The 21,393-nt window shown below is 48.4% G+C and carries 17 protein-coding genes, 1 tRNA gene and 1 pseudogene; 12 read left to right on the forward strand and 7 right to left on the reverse strand.

Translation table 11 applies throughout. The features are described from left to right. Positions 1 to 14: 14 nt before the first annotated feature. The 6 genes from FSU_RS00305 (at position 15) to FSU_RS00330 (ending at position 7,101) form a co-directional block, all read left to right on the forward strand. Positions 15 to 746: an SDR family NAD(P)-dependent oxidoreductase gene (locus FSU_RS00305; protein WP_014544923.1), complete on the forward strand. Its 732-nt coding sequence runs from the start codon at positions 15 to 17 to the stop codon at positions 744 to 746. Further along, entirely contained in the window at positions 746 to 1,189 is a 444-nt protein-coding gene (gene fabZ, locus FSU_RS00310) for a 3-hydroxyacyl-ACP dehydratase FabZ (RefSeq protein ID WP_015732419.1), read from the forward strand. Before FSU_RS00305 ends, fabZ begins: the two co-directional genes overlap by 1 nt. A 90-nt stretch (positions 1,190 to 1,279) precedes the next feature. Further along, the gene (locus tag FSU_RS00315; protein WP_157747914.1) at positions 1,280 to 1,957 is read left to right on the forward strand and encodes a lysophospholipid acyltransferase family protein; all 678 of its coding nucleotides are present in this window, start codon (positions 1,280 to 1,282) and stop codon (positions 1,955 to 1,957) included. Next, entirely contained in the window at positions 1,957 to 2,805 is an 849-nt protein-coding gene (locus tag FSU_RS00320) for a patatin-like phospholipase family protein (protein WP_014544926.1), read from the forward strand. Before FSU_RS00315 ends, FSU_RS00320 begins: the two co-directional genes overlap by 1 nt. A 344-nt stretch (positions 2,806 to 3,149) precedes the next feature. Continuing rightward, positions 3,150 to 4,499, forward strand: coding sequence for an NADP-specific glutamate dehydrogenase (gene gdhA, locus FSU_RS00325; protein WP_014544927.1), 1,350 nt, complete (start codon positions 3,150 to 3,152; stop codon positions 4,497 to 4,499). A 772-nt stretch (positions 4,500 to 5,271) separates the two neighbouring features. After that, positions 5,272 to 7,101: a sensor domain-containing protein gene (locus FSU_RS00330; RefSeq protein ID WP_244263681.1), complete on the forward strand. Its 1,830-nt coding sequence runs from the start codon at positions 5,272 to 5,274 to the stop codon at positions 7,099 to 7,101. On the opposite strand, the gene FSU_RS00335 is transcribed toward FSU_RS00330, so the two are convergent. Continuing rightward, on the reverse strand, positions 7,098 to 7,931 hold the full coding sequence (locus FSU_RS00335; RefSeq protein WP_014544929.1) for a TatD family hydrolase: 834 nt from the start codon (positions 7,929 to 7,931) through the stop codon (positions 7,098 to 7,100). The two genes, FSU_RS00330 and FSU_RS00335, sit on opposite strands and share 4 nt — an antisense overlap. 125 nt (positions 7,932 to 8,056) lie before the next feature. Beyond that, positions 8,057 to 8,524 carry a transcription elongation factor GreA gene (greA, locus tag FSU_RS00340; protein WP_014544930.1) on the reverse strand — a complete coding sequence of 156 codons (468 nt, stop codon included), beginning with the start codon at positions 8,522 to 8,524 and terminating at the stop codon, positions 8,057 to 8,059. 217 nt (positions 8,525 to 8,741) lie between these two features. Here greA and FSU_RS00345 point away from each other — a divergent pair, with 217 nt between their 5' ends. The 3 genes and pseudogenes from FSU_RS00345 to FSU_RS00350 all read left to right on the forward strand — a co-directional run bounded on the left by FSU_RS00345 (position 8,742) and on the right by FSU_RS00350 (position 11,868). Then, positions 8,742 to 9,941 (forward strand): fibrobacter succinogenes major paralogous domain-containing protein, encoded by a 1,200-nt coding sequence (locus FSU_RS00345; RefSeq protein ID WP_014544931.1) that lies wholly within the window; start codon positions 8,742 to 8,744, stop codon positions 9,939 to 9,941. Between the two features lie 100 nt (positions 9,942 to 10,041). After that, a pseudogene (locus FSU_RS16710) lies at positions 10,042 to 10,524 on the forward strand (DUF2062 domain-containing protein); the annotation flags it as partial. Positions 10,525 to 10,623: 99 nt separating this feature from the next. Next, on the forward strand, positions 10,624 to 11,868 hold the full coding sequence (locus FSU_RS00350) for a DUF1015 domain-containing protein (RefSeq protein ID WP_041260535.1): 1,245 nt from the start codon (positions 10,624 to 10,626) through the stop codon (positions 11,866 to 11,868). A gap of 286 nt (positions 11,869 to 12,154) precedes the next feature. On the opposite strand, the gene FSU_RS00355 is transcribed toward FSU_RS00350, so the two are convergent. Then, positions 12,155 to 13,072: a S26 family signal peptidase gene (locus tag FSU_RS00355; RefSeq protein WP_014544933.1), complete on the reverse strand. Its 918-nt coding sequence runs from the start codon at positions 13,070 to 13,072 to the stop codon at positions 12,155 to 12,157. Positions 13,073 to 13,143: 71 nt separating this feature from the next. Further along, the gene (lepA, locus tag FSU_RS00360; protein WP_014544934.1) at positions 13,144 to 14,964 is read right to left on the reverse strand and encodes a translation elongation factor 4; all 1,821 of its coding nucleotides are present in this window, start codon (positions 14,962 to 14,964) and stop codon (positions 13,144 to 13,146) included. 258 nt (positions 14,965 to 15,222) lie between these two features. Between lepA and FSU_RS00365 the strand changes: the two genes are divergently transcribed. Continuing rightward, a complete protein-coding gene (locus tag FSU_RS00365; RefSeq protein WP_041260536.1) occupies positions 15,223 to 15,648 on the forward strand; it encodes a peptidylprolyl isomerase in 426 nt (141 codons plus the stop codon). A 2-nt stretch (positions 15,649 to 15,650) separates the two neighbouring features. Next, positions 15,651 to 16,700 (forward strand): hypothetical protein, encoded by a 1,050-nt coding sequence (locus FSU_RS16455; protein WP_014544936.1) that lies wholly within the window; start codon positions 15,651 to 15,653, stop codon positions 16,698 to 16,700. Between the two features lie 143 nt (positions 16,701 to 16,843). Here FSU_RS16455 and lexA read toward each other — a convergent pair whose 3' ends face one another. Beyond that, positions 16,844 to 17,497, reverse strand: a complete 654-nt coding sequence (gene lexA / locus FSU_RS00375; RefSeq protein ID WP_015732425.1) for a transcriptional repressor LexA — start codon at positions 17,495 to 17,497, stop codon at positions 16,844 to 16,846. Positions 17,498 to 17,678: 181 nt separating this feature from the next. Between lexA and FSU_RS00380 the strand changes: the two genes are divergently transcribed. After that, positions 17,679 to 17,752, forward strand: a tRNA-Pro gene (locus FSU_RS00380). A gap of 485 nt (positions 17,753 to 18,237) precedes the next feature. Here FSU_RS00380 and FSU_RS00385 read toward each other — a convergent pair. Together FSU_RS00385 and FSU_RS00390 are read right to left on the reverse strand one after the other, a co-directional pair. After that, entirely contained in the window at positions 18,238 to 18,924 is a 687-nt protein-coding gene (locus FSU_RS00385; RefSeq protein ID WP_014544937.1) for a hypothetical protein, read from the reverse strand. A 59-nt stretch (positions 18,925 to 18,983) separates the two neighbouring features. Beyond that, a complete protein-coding gene (locus FSU_RS00390; RefSeq protein ID WP_015732427.1) occupies positions 18,984 to 21,263 on the reverse strand; it encodes a CotH kinase family protein in 2,280 nt (759 codons plus the stop codon). Positions 21,264 to 21,393: the final 130 nt, after the last annotated feature.

Here is a 21,393-nt window from a genome sequence, read left to right on the forward strand (position 1 = left end):
AAGGAGAATTTATAATGAAAGTTGCAATCGTTACTGGTTCTTCTAAGGGGATTGGCAAGGCTTGTGCCTTGCGCCTCGCTCGTGACGGCTACACGGTCGTCGTAAACTACTCCAGCTCTGATGAAGCTGCACTCCAGACGCTTGAACAAATTAAGGCTGAAGGTGGCGATGGCATGGTCTACAAGGCTAACGTCGCTGTTCTTGCCGAAGTCAAGCAGATGGTGCGCGATGTTTTCAAGGCTTATGGCCGTATCGATGTTCTTGTGAACAACGCCGGTATCGTCCGTGACGAATATCTTTTGATGATGAACCCGGATACGCTCGACAAGTGCTTTGACTTGAACGTGAAGGGCTACTTCTACTGCGCACAGCAGGTCGCTGTCAAGATGTACAAGCAGAAGTCTGGCGTTATCATCAACATGTCTTCTGTTTCTTCTAAGTTTGCTCTCGCAGGCCAGGCCGTTTACAGTGCCACGAAGGGCGCCGTGAACTCCTTTACGCAGACGCTCGCCAAGGAACTTGGCGGTTACGGCATCCGCGTGAACGCTGTCGCTCCGGGCTTTGTCGCTACTGAAATGATTGAAGCTATTCCGGAAGAAACCCGCAAGGGCTACCTTGAAAAGGTGCCACTCAAGCGCTTTGCCTCTGCTGACGAAGTCGCAAACGTCGTTTCCGCTCTCGCTTCTGACCAGTTCGCCTATGTGACGGGTCAGGTCATCGTTTTGGATGGAGGCCTTTCCCTGTGATGAACATTTACCAGATCAGCGAAAAAATTGCCCAGCGTCCGCCTTTCCAGATGATTGAAAAGGTCACGGAACTCGTTCCGAACGAATCTGCAACGGGCATCAAGAATGTCTCTGTAAACGAACCGTACTTCATGGGCCACTTCCCGGGCACCCCGATTATGCCGGGCGTCCTCATTTGCGAAGCTTGCGCCCAGCTCTGCTCTCTCGTTATCGAGAAGCCGGCTGAAGACCTCGAAAAAAACTTGTACGTTCTTTTGAAGATTGACGGTTTCAAGTTCGTGAAGCCTGTGATTCCGGGCGACCAGCTCGAAATCTCCGTCAACAAGACGAAGGGCGGTGGAGTCATCGTCGGTTTTGACTGCGTTGTCAAGGTGAACGGCAATGTCCATGCCAAGGGCTCCCTTACGTTTACGTCTATTCCCAAAGAATCTCTGGGCAAATAAATTAATTGTCCTTCGTGTCTTCCCGGCCTTGTGCCGGGATCGCCTTATATACAGTTGATGATTGAGAAAGCGAAAAATATAATTGCTGGTTTGTTTTGGAAGTTTGTGCTCTTCCTCGTTGTTTACGGGGTGCGCACTTACTTGTTAGTCGTTTATCGTCCCAAGATGACGTTCTTAGGGTCTGTCAAGTCGACTGACCTTAAGGAACCGATGATTATTATTGCTAACCACACGAGCATGCTCGATCCCTTGATGGTGCAGTCCCTGTTCTTCCACAAGCGCAGTATCGTTGTGGCTAAGGACCAGGTCGAAGACCCGCATTTCAGCTGGGCTTTGAAGCGTTTCAAGAACGTCATTCCTTGCGACCGCTTTAATCTTGATACCGAATGGGCGCTCCTTGCCAAGAAGGAACTTGAAAAGGGCAATTCCGTTATTATCTTCCCGGAAGGCAAGTGCCGTTATGATGGCCTCTTGAATGAGTTCAAGACGGGTTTTGCATTCCTCGCTCGCAGTACGGGTTATCCGGTCCTTTCTCTCGGCATTGACGGCATTTACAAGATGGGGCACCGCACGCAGATTTTGGTGGACGAACCCGAAAAGATTGAACGCGTCAAGGGCATTCCGTCTTCCAAGCATCTTGCAGAACGCAGCGAATATTTCCGCCAGAAGGTTTGGGAACTCAAGCAGCGCGCTTTGGGCCAGACGGGGGCTATTCTCCCTGTGGCTACCGAAACTCCTGCAGAAGTTTTGCCCGAGGAGAGCAAGTAATGAAGATTGGCTTGGCTCTAGAAGGCGGTTCGCGTCAGACGATATTCTCGGCAGGCGTTTTGGACGCTTGGCTTGATGAAGGTGTTTATTTCCCGTATATTTCGGGCGTAAGTGCCGGTTGCCATGCGGCCATGAACTTTGTCACGCGCCAGCGCGGCCGTTTCCGCTATATTATCCAGCCGACCAAAATCCAGCAGGGTAGGGATAAGGCTCACCGCATTTTTGATGGAATCCAGAAGGAATGCTATGCGCTCCATTACAATGCTGCGTATGGTGATATGCCGTTCGATTTCCACCTGTTCTTTGGTTCGGGCGTGGAATGCGAATTTGGCCTTACCTGTTTGGAAACCGGCCGTTCGGAATTCTTCCAGGAATACATGAGCGAAAAGCGCTTGCTCGATATCGTGAACGCGAGCAGTGCCCTCCCGATGCTTTTCCCGATTGCGCAGATTGACGGCAAGCATTATGCAGACGGCTGCGTGACCTCTCCGATTCCGTACCAGCGTGCATTCGAGAAGGGCTGCGACAAGGTCGTTGTAGTTTCGACGCATTACCCTGGCGAAATCGTGACGGACTTCCGCAAGTACCGTGTGATTTTGAATCCGATGTTCAAGCGCAAGTATCCGGATTTCTTCCGTGCGCTCATGTTGCGTTACAAGCGTTACGAGAAGATGTTTGCCGAGATGGAAAAGCTCGAAAAATCTGGCAAGCTCTTGATTTTCCGCCCGGAAAAGGAAGTTTGCGACCTCTTTGCGACGGATCGTAACGAACTCGACGAATCCTACAACATGGGGCTTGAATACGCCAAGCGCCGCATGGGTGACCTCAAAGCCTTCATGGAAATTTAAATGAAATTTGTAAAGTCCGCTTTCGAGCGGGCTTTTTTTTGCATTGTTACTCCGGTCTCTGTACCGGGGGCGCCTTCTTTTATAAAGAAAAACATTGTTATAAATGTAAAACTTTGTTTACTAAATTCTACAAAATGCATAAACTTACAAAAATGTAAGTGTTTGCTTTGTGTACCCTCGTTTTTTTGCGAAAAAAAGCAATTGGTAAAACTGATGAAAAACTAACTTACAAAAATGTAAGAAATTGAAGATTTTTACCCATTTTTCACTTTTTCGGAGCACCCTTTACTATCTTTACAGGCGTTAAAACATTAACAATCAAATTCTCAACGGAGATATAAAAAATGGCAATTAAGAATGCTTACCTTCAGAAGGTTTATGAAAAGGTCGTCGCACGCGATCCGGACCAGGCTCTCTTCCACCAGGCTGTCCGTGAATTCCTCGAATCCCTCGACCCGGTCCTCGAACAGGACAAGTCCTGGGAAACTAACGGCGTGATCGACCGCCTCGTCGAACCGGAACGCGTGATCACTTTCCGCGTACCTTGGCTCGATGACAAGGGTAACGTTCAGGTGAACCGTGGCTACCGCGTGCAGTTCAACTCCGCCATTGGCCCGTACAAGGGCGGTATCCGTCTCCGTAACGAAGTGACGCTTTCCATGCTCAAGTTCCTCGGCTTCGAACAGATCTTCAAGAACAGCTTGACCACGCTCCCCATGGGCGGCGGCAAGGGCGGTTCCGACTTCGATCCTAAGGGCAAGAGCGACAACGAAGTGATGCGTTTCTGCCAGTCCTTCATGACTGAACTCTGCAAGCACGTCGGTGCTGACACGGACGTTCCGGCTGGTGACCAGGGTACTGGCGCTCGCGAAATCGGTTACATGTTCGGTCAGTACAAGCGCATCCGCAACGAATTTGTGGGCGTTCTCACGGGTAAGGGCCTCTCCTACGGTGGTTCTCTCGCTCGTACCGAAGCTACTGGTTACGGCCTCTGCTACTTCACTCGCGAAATGCTCAAGGACCTCGCTAACGACTCCTTCGAAGGCAAGACCGTCGTGATTTCCGGTTCCGGTAACGTTGCTCAGTTCGCTTGCCAGAAGGCTACTCAGCTCGGTGCTAAGGTTGTGACCGTTTCTGACTCCAACGGCTACATCTACGACCCGAACGGCATCAACCTCGACGTCGTTCTCGACCTCAAGAACAACAAGCGCGCTCGTATCAGCGAATACGCTAAGCTCGTTCCGGGTTCTGAATACCACGAAGGTTCTAAGGGCGTTTGGACTGTCAAGTGCGACATCGCTCTCCCGTGCGCAACTCAGAACGAACTCGACCTCGAAGGTGCCAAGGCCCTTATCGCTAACGGCGTGAAGGCTGTTGCTGAAGGTGCTAACATGCCGTCTACTCCGGAAGCTATCGAAGCCTTCCAGAAGGCTGGCGTTCTCTTTGGACCTGCCAAGGCTGCTAACGCTGGTGGCGTTGCTACCTCCGGCCTCGAAATGTCTCAGAACTCCGAACGTCTTTCCTGGACCTTCGAAGAAGTGGACAAGAAGCTCGAAGGCATCATGAAGAGCATCTACGCCGCTGCTTCCTCTGCCGCTGTCAAGTACGGCCAGAAGGGCAACCTCGTCATGGGTGCAAACATCGCTGGCTTCCTCAAGGTTGCCGATGCCATGAAGTGGCAGGGCGCGGTGTAATTTCTAAAAGAAGTTACCACTCTAAAAAGTCTCCGGTCAAAAGCCGGAGGCTTTTTTTGTCTCTAGTCTGTAGGCCGAAGGCCGTTCTTTCGTCTAATAACGCCGGAGGCTTTTTTTGCCGTAAATATTTACGGACGTTTACATTACGGAAAGATGACTTTTTACATACGGGTGATGGTGCAGGGGAGTGTCTTCGTAAATTTTTGACCGGGTTTTTTTAGGAAATTGGAATCACTTGTGGGTGTTTTTGGGTATTTTTCGGAACGAATTGGACCATCTGACAGATGTTTGAAATGTGATGTATCTCACAAATCCTAGTGTTTATCGGTGTTGAAAGCTAGTTGAAATTAGTTTGTCAAAATGTTAAAAATTATTTTATATAAAATGAACTTTTTCAGTATTTTAAGCCTATATTCAATGATAGAGAACATGGATACTTGCAAATTTTGACCTGTAGGTATCCATGCCAATTAACACAATTAATATTCCAAGTTGGAATACTAGAAGTTGGAGTAAATAAATCATTACAAAATTCTTTCGGGGTGTTCTATTTTGAAATATTCTGCTTATTTTAGGTGTAAAATAGGATTGGGTTGACATGAGACTTTTCGATGAACATGTAGTCTTGCGCTTTGCGCTATTGTTAGCGTGTTTTCTGTTTGCAGAATCTATACCGGATATTCTGAATTTTACGGAGCACGTCTATAATTTTATACCATATTTTTTGGCGATAGTTTTTTTGGCGTATGTCGCCTTATTCTATAAATTCCCGATGGACGGCCGGAAAATTCGCAATGATGTGGAAATCCCTGAACCGAAGGTGGTTGAGCCGATTCGTGATCTCCGTAAGGATCTTTTAGAAAAAGATGAAATGTTCCAGATGATGATTGATGTTTCGTCGGATGGTTTCTGGACGTTTGATGTCGCATCAGGGAAAGTTTATTGGTCGAATCGGATTGCCAAGTTGCTTGCCACCGATAGCGCAAGCCTAGAAGATTCCTTTGAACCTTTGAAAAAGCGCGTGATTGAAAGCGACTGGAACGCTTTCCGTGAACAGCTGAATGCCGCATTGCAGACCTCTGGAACATTCTCTTGCACCCTGACGTTGCTTGACGCTTCTAAGAAGAACATGAAACTTGTGATTAGCGGTCGCGTCCAGAGCAATAATCTTGGTCGCCCGATTCGCGTAATTGGTTCTTTGACAGAAGCTCTTGACCGCAAGTCTGTTGAACGCGAACATTACAACTATGTTTATCAGGATGCGCTTACAGGCGTTTATAACCGCAAGTATTTCCTTGAAAAGTTAAAGACGGATGTTGATATTGCGGCGAAGCGTCCGGACTATGTTTTTGCAGTCGCTCTTTTGGATATCGATAGCTTTGGGGCCATTAACGCTTCTTATTCTATCAAGATTGGGGATAATGTTCTCCGTACGATTGCAGACCGCTTAAAATCGATTGCTCGCCCCGATGATTGTGTGGCTCGTATTGGACCGGATGTTTTTGCCGTTATTTTGCACAACATCCAGAGTCGTGATCCGAATGACGATTTGATTCCGCTTGTCCGTAATATTCATAACAAAGTTAAGTCTCCGATTTCGCTGGAAGGCAAGGACTTGTACATCAGTGTTTCGATGTCGATTGTCGTGAACCAGGATGTCGATTGCGTCGAAGATATTCTCGCCAATGCAAATGCAAGCCTTCGCGATATGAAGAAGGGCATTAACCATGGCGGTATCCAGTTCTTTAGCGGTGGCATTCGCGAAAAGGCGATGAAGCTTTACAAGCTCGAATTCGAAATCCGCAGGGCTATTCAGGCACAAGAATTTGTGCTGATGTACCAGCCGATTGTCGATATTCAGGCGGGCAACAAGATTGTGGGCTTTGAAGCGCTTGTGCGCTGGAACCAGTCGGAACGAGGCATTATCTCGCCGGCTGAATTTATCCCGATTGCCGAAGAAACGGGCCTTATTGTGCCGATGGGGGCGCTCATCTTGCGCATGGCTTGTAAGCAGACCAAGCAATGGGTGGACATGGGCTATAAGGATATCCAGGTGGCGGTGAACTTCTCGGCAAAGCAGTTCTCGATGGATTCCATGGTTGACGATGTGCGCCGTGTGCTGACCGAAACGAACTTGAATCCGCGCAATTTGAAGCTTGAAATTACGGAATACACTGCTATGTGCGAAGCGGACAAGACGATTGAAATCATGCGTGCGCTTTCGAATATGGGCATCCAGATTTCGATTGATGACTTTGGAACGGGTTACAGCTCTCTGTCTTACCTGAAGCGCTATCCAGTGCATACGCTCAAGATGGACAAGTACTTTGTGGATCATGTGGCGGATAACGAAGAAGATGCTTCGTTTGCCCGCATGGTGATTGGCATTGCGAAGTCCTTGAATTTGGATCTCATCGCCGAAGGCGTTGAAACGAAGGAACAGCTCGACTTCTTGTACCGCGAAGGCTGCCACTTGATTCAGGGCTTCTACTTTAGTAGACCGCTCAATACGGATATGGCGCTAGAGTACATGAAGGAACATTACAATGTTCCGACGCAGGGATCCAGCTTCGAAACGGAACCGGAAGCCGTTAAAGCTTAAATTCCGTAACACGTTCTAGTGTTTTCGCGACAGTGATGGTAGAGTTCTTCTACCGTCACATTTTTTATTTCGGCGAGTTTGTCGGCGATAAACGGGATGTAGCCGGAGTGGCAAGGCTTGCCGCGGAAGGGGACGGGCGCCATGTAAGGGGCGTCGGTCTCCAAAAGCATCTGGTCGAGCGGTACGAGTGCTGCTGCATCCCGGACGTTTTGCGCGTTGTTGAACGTGACGATTCCCGTGAATCCGACGAAGATGTTTGCGTCTAGCTGAAGGAGTTGTTCAACGAATTCGGACGTTCCTGTAAAGCAATGAACGTGAACGTTGCGGTCGTGTAAGTTCGCGGTGCGGAGCACGGCGAGGGCGTCGTCATCGGCTTCGCGGAGGTGGAGTACTAGAGGCTTGCCGCTTTCGATGCCGAGCTGCAAATGGCGCTCGAAGAGCTTGACTTGGGCTGCCTTTGTTTCGGCGCCGTAATGGTAGTCGAGACCGAATTCACCGCAGGCGACGCACTTGGGGTGGGCGAGGAATTCAAGGAGTCGGGCTTCGTCTTCGGCGGTCTCTGTTTCAACGTACTCGGGATGAATGCCATAAGCGGAGTAGACGAATGGATACTTTTCGCTGAGTTCGCGAGCGCGGTCAAAGTCTGCCGGGTCGCAGGCGACATGGATAAATGCTTCTGGCTGTGCTATTTTGGATGCGACCGCTTTTTCCTTGGCGGAACTGCGTTCGGTCGTGAAACTTGCGGATTGGAATCTCTCTAAAAGCGCGTCAAAGGATTCGCCTGCATGGCGCTCGTAAGAATCAATATGACAATGAGTATCGATGAACATGATTTAGTAGACAGTAGGAAGTAGGCGGTAGGAAGTAGAAACTGGGCTGTTATTCCCGCGAAAGTGGGAATCTCCTTCTTTAATAAAGAAATGGAGATGCCCGTTCGGGGACGGGCATGACATGTTTAATAATTAACTTCCAGAATCTCGTAAACAATTTTTCCGCGGGGGGCTTGGACTTCGACGGTGTCGCCGGCTTTCTTGCCTTGGAGCGCTTCACCGATGGGGGACTTCATGCTGATGCGACCCTGGAGCGGGTCGATTTCCTTGTCGCCGACGATGCTGTAAATTTTTTCGCGTTTGGTCTTCTTGTCAATCATTTTGACGGTGGCGCCAAAGCGGATGGAACCGTCCTTGGTGGCGGCATTTTCAACAATCTGTGCGCCATCCAAAATGCGGTCGAGTTCACGCAAGCGGCGGTCGATTTCGCGCACGCGCATACGCCCGTATGTGTAGGCGGCGTTTTCACTGCGGTCGCCTTCGGCAGCGGCGGCTTGCACCTGGTTGATCATTGCCGGGCGTTCGACATATTTGAGATGTTCCCATTCTGCCTTGAATTTTTCAAAGCCTTCTTTCGAAATCAAGTGTTTCATGCGGTAAAAATTAAAAAATTTGCTGTTTATGGTTTGTAACATCAAAAAACTTTAATCGTCATTCTGAGGGGCTTGCCCCGAAGAATCCAGTAAAGTCTTTTAATGCGTAAACAAGAATTGACCGGTTTCTTCCGCCTTTGGCGTCAGAATGACATAAGGATACGACTACTCAATCAAATAAATTATATTTGTTAAAAACTTTATATCAGAGAATCTTATGTTGTTGAAGAATTTATGGTGTGGAAAGATGTCTTTGCGTGGGTGCGTGGTTTCTGCGGCTGTTTCTGGTTTGCTTTTGCTTGCTGCTTGTGATGAAGATAGCGGTACTAGCGCTCCAAATGACAATGGAATTTCTAGTTCTGAAGAAATTCAGAGTTCTTCTAGCAGTCTAAAAGTTGAATCGTCGTCCAGCGTCATTCTGAGTGGTGATGGCCACGAAGAATCTAGTCGCAGTTCATCATCGAACTTGAAGACCATTTCGTCCTCTAGCAAGCAATTGAATTCATCTTCAAGTTATAAACCTAGTTCATCATCGAGCTTGATAGTTTCGTCCTCTAGCAAGCAGATGAGTAGCTCTTCGAGTCTGATATCTAGCTCGTCTTCTAGTAGCCAAAAAGTTGGATTATCGTCCAGCGTCATTCTGAGTGGTGATAGCCACGAAGAATCCAGTAGCAGTTTATCAGCTGAATTGAATTGTTCGATGCGTTTAGAATGGGGGACAGACAGAAGTTGGAATTTTCCTAAAGAATGTCGCTTTAATTCAGAAATAGCTTACGACTCCATAACAGATTCTCGCGATGGTCAAATTTACAAGATTGTGAAAATTGGTAATCAAGTGTGGATGGCCGAAAACTTGAATTATGCGGACAGTGCCACAACATTGAGTTTAAAGGACAGGAGCTGGTGCTATGGCAACAATCCAGAAAACTGTGCTCTGGCGGGTCGCCTTTATACTTGGGCGGCAGCGATTGACTCAGTGAAACTTGCTACCGATAAAGATAACCCGCAGGATTGTGGTTATGAAAAAAGTTGTGCATTGCCCGATACGGTGTACGGAATTTGCCCACCGGGTTGGCACTTGCCGAAATACCAGGAATGGAAAACGTTGTTTAACGAGGTCGGTGGAGATTCTATTGCCGCCAAGATGTTGAAGTCGCAGGCTGGCTGGCGTTATAATAATTACAATAATGGTTCTAGCGGAAATGGTACAGACGCGTTTGGTTTTTCCGCGTTGCCCGCTGGTGGCAGGTACTACGATGGCAATTTCGACCGCGATGGCAACAACGCCCATTTCTGGACATCCACGGAATATGATAGCTATAATGCCTATGACGTGCTCTTGCTTTATGAATACGACAATGTGTACCGAAGCCTCAACAAATATGAAGGTTTTTCAATCCGTTGTTTAAAGAACTAAACTTGTGCACTAAGTCATATCTTTTTTCTTGATTCATTGAAAAACTTGATTTTACAGTGCGAAAATTTCTATCTTTGGCACGATAAATTCAAGAGGTGATATGGTTAAATTGAGAAGGAACGAATCGAAGTACAAGCGCTTAAGCCGTATTTATTACAATAGGATGTTTCCGAGGCGTCAGGATGCCATGCGTGTGGCGTGGTCTGTGGCGGCGGGGGTCTTTATTGGTATTTGGCCGACGATTGGGGTTGCCATTATTTTGACGGTTGCGTTCTGTGCCTTGTTCCGCCTTCCTAAGGTTCCGGGGATTGTCTCGTCGTTTGTGGCAAACCCGCTGACTCAGTTCGGATTTTTCTACCCGACGGGTTATATGCTCGGGTGTAAGATTGTCCATCCGGAGGCGATTAAGTTTGATTTTTTGGAAGAATTCCAGGGGCTTTCGTTCAAAAATTTCACGACGGTGATTGGGCATTTGTGGAATGATGCTGCGGACCACCTGTTGGCGTTCATGATTGGCATTACAATTGTCGCTGCTATTGGCGGCGCCATCTTCTTTTTTCTAGCTTATTTCATCGTAAGTTACAGGAAGAAAAAATGGATTGAGGCAAAGACGGGTTATATCCATAACTTGATTGCCGAAGACGAAGTTTTAATCAAAGAAGCACACAAAGGAAAGAAACCTATGATGCACATCTATCCGTTCAAGGCTTTGCGTCCGGTGAACCCGGCTGAAGCTGAGACTATCTCTGCGCTCCCTTACGACGTGATGAATCGCGCCGAAGCCAAAGCTATGGCTGAGGGCCTTCCGCACTCCTACTTGCGCGTGACGCGTGCCGAACTCGAACTTCCGGATTCTGTCGACGCTTACGATCCGAAGGTTTATGCCCACGCTCGTGAAAATCTCGACAAGATGATCGAAGACGGCGTGATCGCTTTCGACCAGAAGCCGTGCCTCTACGTTTATCGCCAGACGATGAACGGTCGCGAACAGTACGGTCTTGTGTGCTGCGTTCCGGCTGCCGACTACTTCAACGGCACCATCAAGAAGCACGAACTTACCCGCGCTGACAAGGAAGAAGACCGTTTGCGCCATGTGCTCGCCACGAACGCCAATACGGGTCCGGTATTCCTCACTTACCGCGACAACGGCCAGTTTGATATCTTCGGTGCCGTGACCAAGCGCAAGCCTGTTTACGACTTCGTGAGCAAGGGCGACGGCTTTGGCCATACCGTCTGGATTATCGACGACGATGCAGAAATCGAAGCTATCCGCAAGTCCTTTGAATCTGTTCCGGTAAGCTACATCGCTGACGGTCACCACCGCAGTGCTGCTGGTGCTCGTGCTGCCAGCTACCGCGCCGAACAGAATCCGAAGAACACGGGCGACGAAGAATACAACCGTTACCTCGCTATCCTCTTCCCGAGCACCCAGCTCAAGATTTTGGACTACAACCGCGTGCTTAAGGACTTGAACGGCCGCACGCCGGAACAGCTCATGGAAGAAATGAAGCTTGTGTTCGATATCGAAGAATTGCCGAGCATGCAGAGCCCGGCTAAGCAGAACCAGGTGAACTTCTACATGGGCGGCAAGTGGTATGCTTGCACATTCAAGGACAAGTTCCTCAAGAATCTTGGCCCGGTCGACAGCCTCGACGTGGCACTCCTCCAGAAGCTCATCTTGAAGCCGCTCTTTGACATTGACGATCCGCGTACTTCCAAGCGCATCGACTTTGTCGGTGGCATCCGTGGTCTCGGCGAACTCGTAAAGCGCGTCGATAGCGGTGAATGCGCTTGCGCATTTGCAATGTACCCGACCACGCTCGATCAGCTCATGAGCATAGCCGATGCTGGCGAAATCATGCCGCCGAAGAGCACTTGGTTTGAACCGAAGCTCCGCGACGGTCTCTTGGTCCACACGCTCGACTAATTAGTGGATTGCGCGCGTGATGCGCGGACATCGCTAAAACAGAATTGCAGAACGCACCCGGCTCGGGTGCGTTTTTGCGTTTGATACGCAATGCTTTTATTTTTGCGTTCCTGCAAACGGTTGATTGCAAAATGAGTCAATAATTCGTTTTTGTTGTGCCAGAATTCTACATTTCCCGCCGGTGATGTTTAATATGGTGTGTGGAATATGGATTTAAGTCAAAAGCACAAGTGGATGCATGTTTTGCATCTTACCGGTTTAATTGTTCTGTTGAAACTTAAACGATTTAAGTTTTGGTAGCTGATTTCTTTTTAGAATCTTTTTTCGGCTTTTCGGTTTTCTTCTTTTGTGTTTTTTTCAAAAGAGAACGGATTGAATTCTGAAGCTCGAAAATGCGGTTGTCTATTTTGTTCTGAATTTTGTTGGCTGTTTTGTTGGCGCGACCGATAAGACGGTTTTTGGTAAAATAGCCGATTTCTCTAGAGTCTGCACAATGATTGGATTTTTCGCAGACGAGATAGTAGCAGTCTTCAGGAACAACGTAAAAAGAAATCTTTGAAGAGTCGTTGGCGTTGTATAATTCACGCTTGATGTGGATGGGCGTGTTGCCTGGCTCTGCAAGGAATATTTGAAGCTCAACGAGGAATCTGTCTTGCCAGGGCATGTAGTCAATTTCTTGCAGACTCACAAGGCGGTTTCCGAGCTTTGTGGAACCGATGCGTTCTAGAGGCATTTCGCGGTTGCCTTGCCAAAGGCTGGACTTGATGTAGATTTTCTCGTTTTGCTCGTGCATGAGAGCGATCAAGTAGTCTTGTTCAACGTCGTTTAGCTGGTCAAAGCGGAGTGTATCGCCTTTGCGCGGAACATAGATGCTGCGCGTTTCGATAAATGCGTCTTCGCCTTTCCATTTGAAGTTGCGGTGCGGTGTGTAGACCTTGCCGTTGTTTGTGATGGTGATGGAGTCTCCTGGAACGCCGAGAACTTTGCGCACCATATTGTCTTGGTTGCGCATGACTCCCCAGACGAAATCGCCATCCACAATTTTTTCTGTACAGCTCGGGAGCTTGCACATCCACATCACACCGTTTTTTTTGAATTTGGGGTATAGCGAATTGTCTTGTAAGCGGACGGGTTCAAAAATATAAGTGCGTACACCGACCATGATTGTCAGCACTATGCCGAGAATAAAGACTAGGAAAAACACGTGCGCCCTGGAGTGGCGTCGTTGCAATGACCTGACTTTACGATCGAGTGCTGACATGGTTCGGATTACGATTAGTCGTTGCTGCCGGTAGAGTCGTCGCTGAGCGAGAGGACTGCGAGGAATGCCTTCTGCGGCACTTCCACGGAGCCGATGCTCTTCATGCGCTTCTTACCTTCCTTCTGCTTTTCGAGGAGCTTGCGCTTACGGGTGATGTCACCGCCGTAGCACTTGGCAAGCACGTCCTTGCGGACTGCCTTCACAGTGGAGCGGCTGATAATCTTTCCGCCGATAGCGCCCTGGATGGCGACGTCAAACTGCTGGCGCGGAATGAGGTCCTTGAGCTTGACGCAGATGGCGTTAGCGTAGGTGTTTGCCTTGTCGCGGTGGATAATCACGGAGAAGGCGTCGACCGGGTCACCGTTCAAGAGAATGTCGAGCTTGACGAGGTTGTTGCGCTTGTATTCGCTCGGCGTGTAGTCGAGACCTGCGTAACCACGGCTGAGAGACTTGAGGCGGTCGTAGAAGTCAAACATGATTTCGGCAAGCGGAAGGTCGTACTTGAGGATGACCTTTGTTTCGTCGATGTATTCCATCGTTTCGAATGTGCCGCGCTTTTCTTCGCAAAGCGTCATCATGGCGCCGACGTATTCCTTCGGCGTAAAGATCTGTGCCTTCACGTAAGGTTCTTCAATGTAGTCGTAGCGGCTAGCGTCGGGGAGCTTGGACGGGCTTTCAATTTTCACCATGGAACCGTCGCTCATGTAAACGTGGTATTCCACGTTCGGTACGGTCGTGATGATGTCCACGTTGAATTCGCGGTCCAAGCGTTCCTGCACGATTTCCATGTGCAAAAGTCCGAGGAAGCCCGTGCGGAAACCAAAGCCGAGCGCTTCGGAAGTTTCCGGTTCCCAGCAAAGGGCGGAGTCGTTGAGGCGGAGCTTTTCGAGGGCTTCGCGCAAATCCTTGTAGTCTTCCGGGTCGATGGGGTAGATACCCGAGTAAATCATCGGGAGCACGTCCTTGTAACCCGGGAGCGGTTCTTCGGCCGGATTGGCGGCGTCCGTGAGCGTGTCACCGATTTTCACGTCGCTAATCGTCTTCACGTTGGCGAGCACGTAGCCGACCATGCCTTCGGTCAGTTCCGGGCGCGGGTCGCGGCGCATGCTGAATGTACCGACTTCCGTGACGACGTATTCGCCACCCGTCTTCATCATGCGGATCTTCATGCCTGCCTTGAGCGTGCCTTCGACAATGCGGATGTAGTTGATCACGCCGCGGTAGGAATCGTAAACGGAGTCAAAGATGAGTGCCTTGAGCGGCTTGCCGGAATCGCCCTTCGGGGCCGGGATTTCGTCGACAATCTTGTCAAGCACCTGTTCCACGTTAAGGCCAGTCTTGGCGGAAATGCGCGGAATCTTGTCCGGATCGTAGCCGAGCAGGTCACCGACGAGCTGTGCCACGTGATCGGGCTGAGCACCCGGAAGGTCTACTTTGTTCAAAACCGGGATTATAGTAAGATCGTTTTCAATCGCGAGGTAAAGGTTTGAAAGCGTCTGGGCTTCGATGCCCTGGCTTGCGTCCACCACGAGAATGGCTCCTTCGCAAGCGGCGAGGGAACGGCTGACTTCGTAGGTGAAGTCCACATGCCCCGGCGTATCGATCATGTTCAAAATGTATTCTTCGCCGTCTTTTTCGTAGACCATGCGGATGGCATGAGCCTTGATCGTAATGCCGCGTTCGCGTTCCAGGTCCATGTCGTCCAGGAGCTGGTTCATCATTTCGTTCTTGGAAACGGTCTTGGTCAGTTCAATCATTCTGTCGGCCAAGGTGGATTTGCCGTGATCGATGTGGGCGATAATGCTAAAATTGCGGATATTGTTGTTTTGCGGCATATTAAGATGTTGAAGAGTTTTTGCATAAATATAGAAATCTTGTGCCTGTTTATTGGTATTCGCTGTGAACCCTTTAAAAAAAAACTATATTCTAGGTTAACAATTTGGCTTTAAGGAACGATAATCCTTAAAGAGCAATTTAACTACGGAAGTTCTGCTTTGTTAAAAAAGTTTATTATTTGCAGTGCCTTGTGCCTTGCCGCGAATGCTTTTGCAGCGGGGAAGGTTTTCAACAAGGATTACACGGGTACGACCCAGATTCTTGCCGAGATAACAACTCATGAGGGTAAAATCGTTGTGGACTTGAACTTCAAGGCCGCTCCGAATACCGTAGCGAACTTTGTTGAACTCGCCAATTCCGGGTTTTATAATGGCCTTCTCTTCCATCGTGTCATTCCTGGCTTTATGATCCAGGGTGGCGACCCGAATGGCGATGGAACGGGTGGTCCTGGTTATACCATCGACGATGAAGCGAATGATCTCAAGCATGAAACTGGCGTGATTTCTATGGCAAATAGAGGCCCGAATACGGGTGGCTCGCAGTTCTTCATTACGCACCTTCCGCAGCCGCATTTGGATGGCAAGCATACGGTGTTTGGCAAGGTCATTGAGGGACACGACGTTGTGTGCCGCATTGACCCGAACGATCCGATTTTGAACATTAAAATTGTGGAAAAGAAGTAAATATGAGTTCCAAAAAAACGACATCTAAGGCGCCTGCAAAGGCTAGTACTTCTGAAAAGAAATCTGCAAAACCGGCACCAGCCAAGAAGCCCGCTGCAAAGGTTGCTCCGGCACCGGCAAAGAAGGCTGCCTCTGCTAAGGCTCCGGCTAAGCCCGCTGTTGCCGCCAAGAAGCCTGCTGCAAAGGCTGCACCTGCCCCTGCAAAAAAGGCCGCTCCGGTAAAAGCAGCTCCTGCAAAGCCCGCACCGGCAAAGAAGCCTGCCGCCAAAAAGGAAGAACCTGCAAAGAAAGAAACCACAAAGGTGGTGAAGGCCGCTCCTGCTCCAGCAAAGAAGACTGCTCCCGAAAAGAAGGTTGAACCGGCAGTCGAGGCCAAGGCTGTTGCAAAGAAAACTCCTGAAAAGGAAGTTGAAAAGAAGGTCGTGAAAGAACCGGTCAAGGAAGCTGAAAAGGCTCCTGAAAAAGCACCAGAAAAGGTTGTTGAAAAACTCCCGAAAAAGTTGAAGTCGTGGAAAAATCTGAATCGAAAAAAGTCTACCGTGAAGTCTGATTATCCGTATGCTGTTTTGCTTGAAGGCGGCAAGAAGCCTTGCAAGTTCATTATGTTTGTTGAAATTGACGAGCAGGAAGAACGCGCCAACAAGAAGAAGGTGACTTCTGAAATGAAGAACCTCGAAAAGAAGCCGACTTCTGCCATCCGTCACAAGATTTCTCTTGCTGAAGAAACTCAGGAAGAATTGACGGAACGTATTTTGAAGGAACTTGAAGAACAGAACGCAGCCTTCACGCGTGAAGCTGCAACGCAGATTTGCACGCGCTGCAACAAGAACCTTGTTTCTCCGGAATTCTGGGTCGACAAGCATCTCGGTTACTGCGAAGAATGTGCCGCTATTTTGCACTTGGGTCAGTCCAAGGAAGCTCGCAAGGTGGAATACCAGTTGGGCGCCATGGGCGGAGACTCTCTTGACGAAGTGGAGGACGATGATATCGAAGGACCGGACGCAGCAGACTTGAAGGAAGCTGAAGAAGAACTTGCCGATTTTGACGATTAATTTATTGTAAGTTAATCGTCATCCTTGATGCGAAGCGTAGGGGAACCTTTATTTCTCGTATCTTCGTTTGTGACGGAATCCAAAGAATAAAAAAGCCGAGGCGTTGAACCTCGGTTTTTTTGTGTGAAGACTTTAGGGGAGGATTAGTTGACTTTTCTCATGACGCCGATGACGCGGCCTGCAATTGAGAAGTCTTTTCTGTTGTTCACGATGATCGGTTTGTACTTCGGGTTTGCCGGGCGGAGTTCCACATGGTCTGCGCTCGGGTGATAGTACTTGACTGTAGCTTCGTTATCAATTTGGGCTACGACGATTTCACCAAGATCTGCGGTTTTTTGCTGACGAGCGAAAATCAAGTCTCCATCGAAAATGCCTGCGTTAATCATGGAATCTCCCTTGACACGGAGTGCAAACACATCGCTACGGCAGGCGAGGAAGTCTCTGTCGATGGTGACGGTACCTTCGAGGTTCTGCACGGCAAGAATCGGCGTACCAGCGGCGACGCGGCCGACTATAGGAATTTCGATGGTGTTGCTTGCAACTTCCTTGCTTGATTCCTTGTCATCGCTCAAAATTTCGATACCGCGGCTGAGGCGCGGAGAACGGTTGATATAGCCTTTCTTGATGAGGGCTGCAAGGATAGAACGCACACCGTTCGTAGAAGAAATGTCAAAGTGGTTGCCGATTTCGCGAACGGTTGGCGGCATGTGATTTTCTTTAGAATACTTCTTGATGTATTCATAAATCTCTTCTTGTCTTGCCGTCATTTCTTTGCGTTTTTCATTTGTATTTTCCATGGTTTGCCTCTCGTCATAAAGGGTTCTGGAATTTCTATGTATAAAATATAATGCACAACTGGGCAAATGTCAATATTTTCACTGCACAAAAGTAAAGTTTTTTGTAAAAAAATGATTTTGTTGAAAAAAAACAATCGTAATGTTCAAAAATAGGGCTTTTTTTGTTATATTTGGAGCACTTCGGGGTGTAGCTCAGCCTGGTAGAGCGTCTGCTTTGGGAGCAGAATGTCGTCAGTTCGAATCTGGCTACCCCGATACACAAAGAGCCGCCCCGCAGGGGTGGCTCTTTGTGTATTTGGTGGGGTGCCAGAGGAACTGACGAAGTCAGTTCGATTAAAACCGGCGAGAGCGTAGCGAACACAGCCGGTTTTAAGCCTTGACTTGAGCGTAGCTCAAGCAAGCCCGGAGGGCAAAACACGAAATGAAATGAGTGTTTTGGCAATCTGGCTACTCCGATGCTCAATCGGGAAGCCAGCGCAGCCAATCTGGCAACCCCGCGATGCGTAAGCATCGGCGTAGCCGAATAGGGGCGAGGACAATCTGGCTACCCCAAAGCATTATCTGGCTACCCCAGCATCTTGCGCATTTCAGCAAAAAAAAATCTACGCAGCCAACAGCTACGTAGATTTTTGTTGTTTGGGGGATATGTCCCTAATATAACTATTCAACCCCTTTATAATATTACTTTTTGCTTCACCAAATAATATGACTGTATTGATTGTATTTGTTTCGTTTCTTTATTACTTTCTCAAAAAATATTTATCCATCGGGAAAAAATCAATAAGAAACGACCCCTGATAAACAGTGTAAAATTCAGTTCCGATATCCATTGCTAAATAAGTGCGCTTGCTAACCGTTATGCTTGATTTGCTACTGAATATAAGGTCGTAATGCATCCCTGATTTCGTTGTCCAGGTATCTTTATTAATAAGGATTTCTTTTTTGAGTATTGGCTTTTTTGTGAACCTTGCAGGAAGCTCGATAACTTCTGAAATTGAAACGCCAATGGCGAGTATTAGCAGAAGGATGAATTCAGTAATAAAATTTTTTGTAGATGGTTCTTTGTTGTCTTTTCTTGGAGGCAATACTTTAAAGATATGTAAAATAATGCCCAAACCAAAGCTTATAAAGAACGCTAATGAAATTCTAAGCAATGTTCTGTATAGCTCACGTTCGGCGAGTTTGTTCAAAAAAGTTTCGTCGATGATATAGCCGAGATCAAACGAATGTGTTTTTGCTCTTAGAAGGAAAAATATTGCAGTGAAACATACTTCTAATACGAATAAAATAATTAGAATCTTATTTCTTGGTGAAAGTTTTTTAGTAGAAATTGTCACTTTGATTTTGGAGGGTGGGAGAGGTTGATTCTCCATCATTTGACTCTCCATCATCATGAGTTTTCTGCGTCTTTTGGCTGCTCTGGACATAATCCTAATATAAAAAATCCCCGCGTTGCTGCGGGGAAGGAGGATAGAACTTAAATATTTTATCTGAACTGCGCCGTGATGGTCGTACCCGCTGTCGGCGTAACCTTGTGCGGGTTTTCGGTCGAACCGTCGGACCATCCCGTGAATACGGCACCTGCGCTAGCGACTGCCGTCAATTGCAATTCGTTGTTCGTAAAGAATTTGCATTGGTAGTTGTTGCTCGGGAGCTTCATGCCGTCAACCTGAACGGAGCCGTTTCCGCTTGCGCCGATGGTCACTGTGACTTCGTCTTCGAGGTCAAAGCGTTCAACCATTTCTTGCTTGAGCTTTTCACCGCGATTCTTGGCGAAAGCGATAAGCGTGTTGCCTGTCGGATCCCACTTGAAGTTGCTCTGGTTACGCGGCCAGCGCTGTTCGTCGCGCTGCTGTTCCGAAGATGGAATCGTTGCCATCATGGACTGCACTGTGCTCTGCACCTTTTCGTAGGCCAAGTAGCTGTTGAGGAGAATGCAAGCGTTGTTGATGAAGAGTCGCTTGAAGTCCGGATTCTCAAGGAGTTTTTTGAGCATTCCGCCCGGAGCCCTGCTGTCAACAGAAGTTCCGCCAAAACCGCCTCCAAAGCCGCCACCGAAGCCGCCCCACATGCCGCCATTGTTTCCGCCCTGATTGCTCGTCTGTTTTGCGCCAAGCACCCAGGTGAACATGTTTTCGTTTTCTTCGTCAAAGCCGCTGATGCCCGGCGTGAATCCAAAGCCGTGGTCGGTATCGAATGCGACAAACTTGAACGGATGACCGTTGCCGCCCCAGGCGCGCACGTTGTTGTTCGGCCAGTCGCCATTGTGGTAGTACATTTCGGCGAACATGTATTGCGCAAAGCTATTGACGTTGATTTTGCTCTTAATCTGTTCGTACTGTGCGTTATTTTCGCCTGCAAAATTGGCACTGGAAATGCTATTTACAAGTTGTTTGTAATCTTCCGTCGATGCGCCGTTTGTACCGCTAGCTTCGTAGCTGGAACCGGTGATTTTAATCATGTTGATGGACTTGGAATCAATGCCGTAATTTGTTTCGACATAGCTCCTGTTCAGGCGTTCGCGCATATCGTGGATGCCGAAGTATTCACCGTTGTAGAACACGACGACCTGGCGGCTACGCTGGTAATCGACTTCTGTACCTTCCATGAGCGAGGTCATCATGGCATCGCCAACATAGTCCGTCCAGAAACGGTTTCCGTTGTTGCGCAAGTTGAAGCTCTTGAATTTCTTGGCTTCGGGGCGCGTTTTGAACAAAGAATATTTGAGTGTCTTGTCGCCGTAATTGTCGTTATCCATTTTGATGGCAACGCTCTTCTTGGGCTTGTAACGGCTGTAATTTCCGATGATAGAAATACCTGCGTCAATTTCCCAAGTCTTTTCTGTGGTGGAACTTCCTTTTTCGAAGTATTCCACATGGACGGGGAGCTCTGTATCTTTCCAAAAATTCGCCTGCTTGCAAGGCTCGGTGCATTTCGGGTTGTTGTTGTCGGTAACGTTTGCGCCGCCGCCAAAGTCCCACATGCCGCCACCCATGCCACCGCCAGTGAGGTTTCCGGTAGCGTAGAGACCGTCGGTGGAGTCGAACATATCGTGGTGATTTACCGTGAGGGCTACCACCGGCATCGAGACGCTTTCGTTAATGAAATATGTTTGCGTTGTAGTATCGGCGGCCATGCCGTTTACAAATTCAGAACAACGTACAACCGAGTTCTCGGTGATTTGCTTTGCCACTGTGATTTGCTCGGAAGAGACCGTCGGGAAGGAACCGTCAAATGTGCAACGGATTTCGCCACCTTTTTGCGGTGTGAGCGGTTCAATCGTTAAACTTCTGTAGAAGCCCGCTTTCGGGAGGAATGTGGCTTTTGCCTTGTGATTGTCATCGTATTCAGCAAGCCCGCTAGACGAAGAAAAACTTGTCGAGATGGTGGAGCTCGAAATAGCGATAGCGCTCGATGAAAGTGCCGGAATTTGGGCGGGTGTTGAACTGCTTGCCGGTGCTACCGCAGAGCTCGAAAGCGGAGCGGGCGAGGAGGAACTTTCAGGAGCTTCTGCGCTCGTGTCGGCGCTTGAGTTTGTGTCCGCGCTAGAATTCGCATTGGAATCCGCGCTGCCCGAAGCGGGCGCTTCTTGTTTTGCAGATGAAGAAGATTCTTCAGACTCGACAGATGAAGACGATTCTTCCGTAGAAGACTCTTCTTCGCCGATTTCAGGCGCAATAGAATCAAATGCAGCCGAATTGTCGTCTGCACACCCATAAAAACATGTACCCGCAATAGCGAGTGACCAAACCAACAGTTTTTTCATTATTATCTCATCCCTTGAAAAAACTAAACCCACACGTTCTATAATGGAATATATAGCGGTTTTCTATATAATAGACCGCTTTTATTTGTTTTTTTTATTTACTGTTGTAAACGTTGAGAAGTTTTTTAGG

It is taken from the genome of Fibrobacter succinogenes subsp. succinogenes S85 (assembly GCF_000146505.1).
GTDB classification, from domain to species: domain Bacteria; phylum Fibrobacterota; class Fibrobacteria; order Fibrobacterales; family Fibrobacteraceae; genus Fibrobacter; species Fibrobacter succinogenes.